The organism is Fusibacter paucivorans, assembly GCF_018390735.1.
Classification (GTDB): Bacteria; Bacillota; Clostridia; order Peptostreptococcales; family Acidaminobacteraceae; genus Fusibacter; species Fusibacter paucivorans.
The window spans coordinates 60,065-66,715 of sequence record NZ_JAHBCL010000027.1 but is presented as its reverse complement, the minus strand read 5'-3'; the positions used below and the strand labels follow the sequence as shown (position 1 = coordinate 66,715).

At 42.1% G+C, this 6,651-nt stretch carries 7 protein-coding genes; all 7 read left to right on the top strand.

The genetic code is table 11. The features are described 5' to 3' along the window. Positions 1 to 131 precede the first annotated feature (131 nt). The 7 genes from KHM83_RS14675 (at position 132) to KHM83_RS14645 (ending at position 6,610) form a co-directional block, all read left to right on the top strand. Complete coding sequence (locus tag KHM83_RS14675) at positions 132 to 548, top strand: molybdenum cofactor biosynthesis protein MoaE (protein ID WP_213237785.1); 417 nt, start codon at positions 132 to 134, stop codon at positions 546 to 548. 83 nt (positions 549 to 631) lie between these two features. Next, positions 632 to 1,429 carry a hypothetical protein gene (locus KHM83_RS14670; protein ID WP_213237784.1) on the top strand — a complete coding sequence of 266 codons (798 nt, stop codon included), beginning with the start codon at positions 632 to 634 and terminating at the stop codon, positions 1,427 to 1,429. 113 nt (positions 1,430 to 1,542) lie between these two features. Further along, on the top strand, positions 1,543 to 2,640 hold the full coding sequence (locus KHM83_RS14665; protein ID WP_213237783.1) for an NUDIX hydrolase: 1,098 nt from the start codon (positions 1,543 to 1,545) through the stop codon (positions 2,638 to 2,640). Between the two features lie 127 nt (positions 2,641 to 2,767). Continuing rightward, a complete protein-coding gene (locus KHM83_RS14660; RefSeq protein WP_246543127.1) occupies positions 2,768 to 3,847 on the top strand; it encodes a S66 family peptidase in 1,080 nt (359 codons plus the stop codon). Positions 3,848 to 3,877: 30 nt separating this feature from the next. Continuing rightward, the gene (locus KHM83_RS14655; protein WP_213237782.1) at positions 3,878 to 4,324 is read left to right on the top strand and encodes a GNAT family N-acetyltransferase; all 447 of its coding nucleotides are present in this window, start codon (positions 3,878 to 3,880) and stop codon (positions 4,322 to 4,324) included. Positions 4,325 to 4,423: 99 nt separating this feature from the next. Continuing rightward, complete coding sequence (locus KHM83_RS14650; protein ID WP_213237781.1) at positions 4,424 to 5,821, top strand: response regulator transcription factor; 1,398 nt, start codon at positions 4,424 to 4,426, stop codon at positions 5,819 to 5,821. 258 nt (positions 5,822 to 6,079) lie between these two features. Next, a complete protein-coding gene (locus tag KHM83_RS14645; RefSeq protein WP_213237780.1) occupies positions 6,080 to 6,610 on the top strand; it encodes a GNAT family N-acetyltransferase in 531 nt (176 codons plus the stop codon). Positions 6,611 to 6,651 lie beyond the last annotated feature (41 nt).

Sequence of the window (6,651 nt, the reverse complement as noted above, 5' to 3'; positions counted from 1 at the left end):
TCACTTGCTTCTCTTCAACAAAGAGAGCTACAGAAAGCGGTATGCATTAACCAAGTAAAGTCGTTATCTGGCAATTGTATTTTTAATTGCCATTTCATGTATTTTATTATTGCCAAATACAGGAGGCTCGTATGGCTGAAAAACAACTAAAAAATGAAATGCCCTCAATTGATGCATGGCTAGAAGCTGTTAAGCATGATCAAAGTGCTTTGGATGAAGGCATGTATCTCGTTCACAATGGTGTTGTGAGACAAACCCCAAAGGCAAAAGTACGCCAAGGGATTGATGATGGCACTGCGGTGACGGGCATGATCTTTGGTTACGATTCGGCAAAAGCGGATGCAGCGGTTGCAGAAACTTTAAAAATGCCGGGTATTTTTCATGCACGTGTATGGTTAAATGAAGGTGAACTCGTTGTTGGCGATAATATTATGCTCGTTCTTGTCGGTGGTGATATCAGACCGCATGTTATTGATGCATTGCAATTCCTCGTTGGGAAACTTAAAAACGAATGTGTCACAGAAGTGGAAAAGCGATCAACACAATAAATACTATGGATTACACAACAGCGACCGTTTTGGATGTAAGTGAGCGGTTTAATAGATGCTTATGAATGGGAGAAAATAAAAGCATGAATAACTTTTACCATGAACATACAGAAGGCTGCTCGGTGCTTTTAAAAAAGGTGCTCATCATGTGGATGTGCATCTTTTTAACAGGTTGCGGGTTACAGCAGGAAACCGGCGTGCCTGAATCGAATTCACAAGAAGTTTCTTCAGAAGAAGCAGCTGAACGTACAGAAGAAGCGGCTGAACTTACAGAGATATTGCCGGATTTACCTGAGGGATGGCAATATAGCAGTGATGAATGGGCATCGGCAAAAGGTGATTTTAATAATGATGGCATAGATGACCAAATTTTTGTTATTCAAAAAAGTAGCGACAGTATATCAGCAGCGGAAGCAACTGATCACGATACATCGGACACAAGTGTTCCGGATCGCGGCATTGTCGTACTCAAAGGAACTGACAGGAACAAGTATGAAGTCGCAGGGATTGGCCTTGATGTCGTTTTGCATGAAGATGAAGGTGGTATCTGGGGAGACCCTTTTGAAAAGGTGACACTGGAAAGCGGTCGATTTATAATTGACTATTATGCTGGCAGCAATTGGCGATGGTACGAATCCTATGTATTTGAATGGCAAGAATCAAGCTGGAATCTTATACAAGTAACGCAAGGGTCATATTTTAACGGCGACACACTGCCGGAAGATGCTGATGAAATGATTTATGATTTGGAAAATGGTGTTGTGACGCATTGGTCTACAGATGCGGAAGGAAACCGCAATGCTGAACGATCGAACCGACCGCTAAAACCGCTGGTCACACTTGAAGGCTTTAAAATACATGATACGATTCAGCAATGGTAGCCAGACACACTTATGATTTGACATGATCAGTATTTCTGATCAATAAGCCTAATCGTGTAAACGTAATTCAGATGCAATAAAAATGAAGGCTATAAAGCAGATTGGAGCACAAGATGAAAATAGACTTTTATGATTGGGAACTAGCCGATAGAGTACCTTTAAAATATGCTGTGATGATTGCCCGTTACAAAAGGCAATTGCTCTTTGTAAAACATCGTGAGCGTACTTCGTGGGAAGTACCCGGCGGACATAGAGAAGAGGGGGAGCACATTCTGGCCGCTGCAAATCGAGAGCTTATTGAAGAGACGGCTGCTAATGCATTTCAAATGATACCGATTTGTGTATACAGTGTTGAAAGAGAAAGCAGTCTCAGCTATGGGGGGCTCTTCTTTGCTGATATTTTCGAAATGAATGACACCTTGCAGTATGAAATTGAAACAGTCAAAGGCTTTGACACGCTGCCGGAACGATTGACCTACCCGGCTATTCAGCCACGCCTTTTAGAGGAGGTACTTAAACAGCGCAAAAAGGTGTTGATGCAAGAATCTAATTTGCCCGGTCCTAGAGGCAACCTTAAACGATTGGATACTTTTATTGATTATGCAACGGAAATGGAGCGTCAAATGTGCCTTGACGCATCTACTCTTGCTGAGGATGCCAATAATCCTGAGACATTTGTATTAATGTGCGGCGTTGCAGCATCAATTGCGCATAACCGCTCAGAACAAACCGCGTTGGCAATGCATTATGCAGAACACCCGAGCTGGCGCGTTAGAGAAGGCGTATGCATTGGCTTTCAAAAAGCGTCTGTGGGGATGAAGCCTTCAGAACTGCTATCGGCAATGACGCCATTAAAAACAGGCAGTCCTTTCCAACAGCGTGCCTATGTAGCCGGCCTTTGTGAACCGGCACTGTTAAAGGATTATATTGATGCAGCAATCGTTCTCGACAGCTTATATGAGATAACCATGACAGTCTTTGATACTGCTAATAAGCTGACGGAAGCACAAACAGCTTTGCGTAAGGCGCTTGGCTACGGCTGGAGTGTTGCGATTGTCGCTTTGCCGGATTACGGGATGAAGCGATTTGAATCACTTGTTGATAATGGTAAATCAAAGCACATTAAGTGGATTGTGCGCAATAATCTCAAGAAGAACAGACTCGTCAGGATGGATGCAGATTGGGTTGCAAAGATGATTCAATGTCTCTAAAGACTAATGATCTATTGGTATAAATGCAACGCTTTATTTGAAAGCGGCAAACGTGGACAACAAGCTCCAACGATTAAATCGTATAACGACGTTTGTTAAAAAGCAAAAGATACAGGGAGGATATGGAATGGGTCAAACTATAATAACGGCACTTGAGCTGTCCGAACATAAGATGATAAAACCAAAACGATTAAAGCCCGGTGACACCATTGCCATCGTAAGTCTTTCGTGGGGCGGCCTTGGCGATCCGGAACTGCTGCATAAATACGAAATAGCAAAGAAACGTCTGACAGAAGATTTTCAGCTCAATGTCGTTACGATGCCGCATGCATTAAGTGGTTCTGATTTTATTGAAGCCCATCCTGAATTAAGGGCGAAGGACTTAATGGATGCTTTTTGCAATCCTGATATTGATGGCATTTTCAGCGCCATTGGCGGCGATGATAGTATTCGAATATTGCCTTATGTTGACAAAGGTGTTTTCAAAGCACATCCAAAGGTATTCATGGGCTATTCAGATACGACCATTACACACTTCATGTTGTATCAGGCGGGACTTATATCTTTCTATGGCCCATCTATTATGTGCGAATTTGGCGAGTATGTTCAAATGCTGCCGTATACAGCAAATGCCGTTGAGAAAATGCTCTTTGAAGCAACAAAAGATTTCAAGATCATATCGAGTCCAGAATGGTCAGACGAATATATCCCTTGGTGTGAGGCGAATCAAAATGTTCCGCGAAAGATGAAACCGGAAGCTCACGGCTATGAGCTACTGCAAGGAGAAGGCCGTGTGAAGGGGCATTTGCTCGGCGGCTGTATAGATGTCTTTACCATGTGTATAGGGACCAGTATATGGCCGGATTTATCTGCTTGGGAAGGCGCTCTTTTGTTTATCGAAACCAGCGAAGACAAACCGTCGCCGGACTTTGTTAAATATGTGCTTCGAAATTTGGCGACACAGGGGATTTTTGATGTTATCAATGGCATTATTGTTGGGAAACCTCAGGGGGAAATATACTATAAAGATTATCAAGAGGTGCTAACAAAGGTGGTTGGCCGTGAAGCTGGGCGTCCGGATCTGCCAATACTTTATAATGTCAATATTGGACATGCCTTTCCAACGGGTATTTTGCCATATGGGATTCAAGCAGAGATAAACTGCAATGCCAAAACATTGACTTTGCTGGAAAATGCAACGGTTTAAACGACTTGATAATTTAAGGAGGTTGTGTGAATGCGCGTTGTAAAAACGAATCAAAATGACCCTGACTTTTTAGCCCTTATTCGTACATTGGATGAGGATTTGGTATCGCGTTATGGTGAATCGCAGAAGCAGTATCAGGCGCATAACGGCGTTCAAAAAATCAATACCGTCATGGTCGTCTATGATAATGAGACAGCCGTAGGTTGTGGCGGTTATAAAGTGTATGATGCCATCTCCGTCGAAATAAAAAGAGTGTTTGTTTCGCCAAATATGCGGCGCAAGGGCATTGCAAAAATGATCTTGACGGCACTTGAAGCAGCAGCGAGAGCTGAAGGGTATCAGGAAGCCATTTTAGAAACCGGAACAAAACAAAATGAAGCCATTGAACTCTATCAGCACTTAGGGTACGATATTATTCCAAATTATGGTCCCTACGAACATTTGCCCTATAGTGTCTGTATGAAGAAGCTACTGTAATTGCAAGGGAATTTATATGTTGACATAAAAATACAATGCGAAAATGCACGTTTGCTGTGATATAATAGAGCAATAAACTTTATGACAACTGGAGTTTTTATGACACAAGATGATAATAAATGGCGAATAATTATTAGTTTTTCTATTCTCTTTGGCTGGGTAATGTCACTTCCCTATGAAGGACCGGTGCTCTTTGCGCTGGCAGATATGAAGGGCATTAACGGCGATCTCGTTAATACGGTTACCGTATTTAGCCATTTTGCCGGCTTATTTTTAAGCCAGTTCTTCGTTAAAGATGTTAAACGCGCTAAACAAGTGGGTCAGCTGGGGCTAGGCGCCGTATTGCTGAGCAGTATGCTGCTGCCGTTTACACACAGCAGGGAATGGTTTTTGATTATTCCGTTTGATGCTTTTTTAGCCGGCGTCGTTATTACGGCTTTTGCTTATTTAATTTTTAAAGGCATTCCGCATGATGAAAGACGACCGATTGCCGCAATGCTATTAATCTTTGGCAACCTCGAACTGATATTGGCGCATATTTTGGCAAACAATATTGGAGCGATGCCTGCTTTTGCAGTGATTACGCTTCTTTTGGGCTATGGGTGGTTTCAATTTTCGCGCATTGATATACGCGATATGGAGAAAAGTGCCGTAAAAAAACGCTTAACACTGGTTGAACCGGAAAGGCGACATCCATTTGTACCGATGCGTCAATACTGGATATTTTTTCTATTTATTTTTATCATTACAATTAACTCGGGCATCATGTTTTCGGTGATTTATCCCTACTATGAATCCTTCCCGCTGCTGACGAGCCTTTATACGAATGTGCCTTACATTGGGGCGATTTATGTATTGTCGAAGCTTGTTAAAACCAATAAGTTTCAATATCTCTATATTGGACTGGCAATGTGGGGCGTGACCTTTATTCTATTTGCCCTAACGGGACAAACAGCTGTGGCATTTGTGGTAATCTGCACGGTTATGTTGGCGGCGTGCGGCATTTTTGATCTGTTTTGGTGGCATACGATGATTACCAATTTTGACAGCGTTGAAAATCCTGCAGGTCTTTTTGGAACGGGATTGGCCATTAATGTATTTGGCGTATGGTCGGGAAGTCTGCTCGGCATGCACCTGATGTCAATGGGTGTTGACAAGATGACGCTGTCCCTTGTAGGGATCGGAATCGTTTTTTTGTGTCTGGTTATTGTCTATCCGTTAAACAGACGTCTATCGGAATTTTTAGAGAACAACGAGTTTGTCTTTGTCATTGCATCGAAAGATCCTGAAAAAGCTGAAGCTAAAATTGATGAAGTCAAAGCGGTACTCACCAGAAGAGAATTTGAAGTATTTGAATTGCTCGTATCAGGCATGACAGATGCTGAAATCAGCAAGTCGCTTTATATTTCACCGCATACCACAAAATCGCATAATCGCAACATTTATAAAAAACTGGAAGTGGCCAATCGTATTGAGTTATATGAGAAATACGTTTAGGATTAATAATGGCTTGAATGCTAAGACATCTGAAGATGTCTTTTTATTATGCAATCAAAATTACATCGTCAGTTAATGATGAGATTGCTTACAATGACATTTTTATGACAGTTTATCTAAAAAATAAAACCTTACCGCGTGAAAGTGATAAAATGAGCTATAACTAAGCAAATGCGACAATGACTTCACATATAAATAGGGTGAATTTGCAAAAAAATGTTTCCTCCAAAAAAATTTTAACAAACAGGAGGCATCCAAATGTGTACTCAGAAAATGCAGCTTGTGGAACCGACAGCTGCGTTAAAAGCAGCATATGAAGATTATATTAACGCGTGGGAAAAATCAGGCGATCATTTTGTACCCTATGCAGCAAGTCCGCGAGGCATGACTTATGAAGCGTTATTGGAAGACTGGTCAATTGCTAAAACTGATACAGCCTATGAACGGGGATTTGTTCCGGCAACACTCTATTTTATGCTGGATGAACGAGGACAAATTGTAGGTGCATTGCACCTTAGGCATGTGCTTAACGAATCGCTGGAAAGGGTCGGCGGGCATATTGGCTATGGCGTCCGGCCGGATGCCAGAAGACAGGGAATTGCAACAGACATGCTGAAAATGGGACTAGACTGTGCGTTTAATCGGGGCATTAAGGAAGTGCTTATAACCTGTGATGCGGACAATGCAGCTTCTTATCGGACGATGCTTGCCAATGGCTGTGAACTGAAAGATATCATAACGGTGGAGGACGAACGCGTTCGGCGTTATCTAAAAAAAATACCTAAATAAAGTGTAACGACGATACTGACATGTCATTGAGATGTGAAAAA

Bases quoted from the DNA above. Each gene is read 5' to 3' on its own strand.
- KHM83_RS14675 (WP_213237785.1), top strand. From the start codon at position 132: ATGGCTGAAAAACAACTAAAAAATGAAATGCCCTCAATTGATGCATGG.
- KHM83_RS14670 (WP_213237784.1), top strand. From the start codon at position 632: ATGAATAACTTTTACCATGAACATACAGAAGGCTGCTCGGTGCTTTTA.
- KHM83_RS14665 (WP_213237783.1), top strand. From the start codon at position 1,543: ATGAAAATAGACTTTTATGATTGGGAACTAGCCGATAGAGTACCTTTA.
- KHM83_RS14660 (WP_246543127.1), top strand. From the start codon at position 2,768: ATGGGTCAAACTATAATAACGGCACTTGAGCTGTCCGAACATAAGATG.
- KHM83_RS14655 (WP_213237782.1), top strand. From the start codon at position 3,878: ATGCGCGTTGTAAAAACGAATCAAAATGACCCTGACTTTTTAGCCCTT.
- KHM83_RS14650 (WP_213237781.1), top strand. From the start codon at position 4,424: ATGACACAAGATGATAATAAATGGCGAATAATTATTAGTTTTTCTATT.
- KHM83_RS14645 (WP_213237780.1), top strand. From the start codon at position 6,080: ATGTGTACTCAGAAAATGCAGCTTGTGGAACCGACAGCTGCGTTAAAA.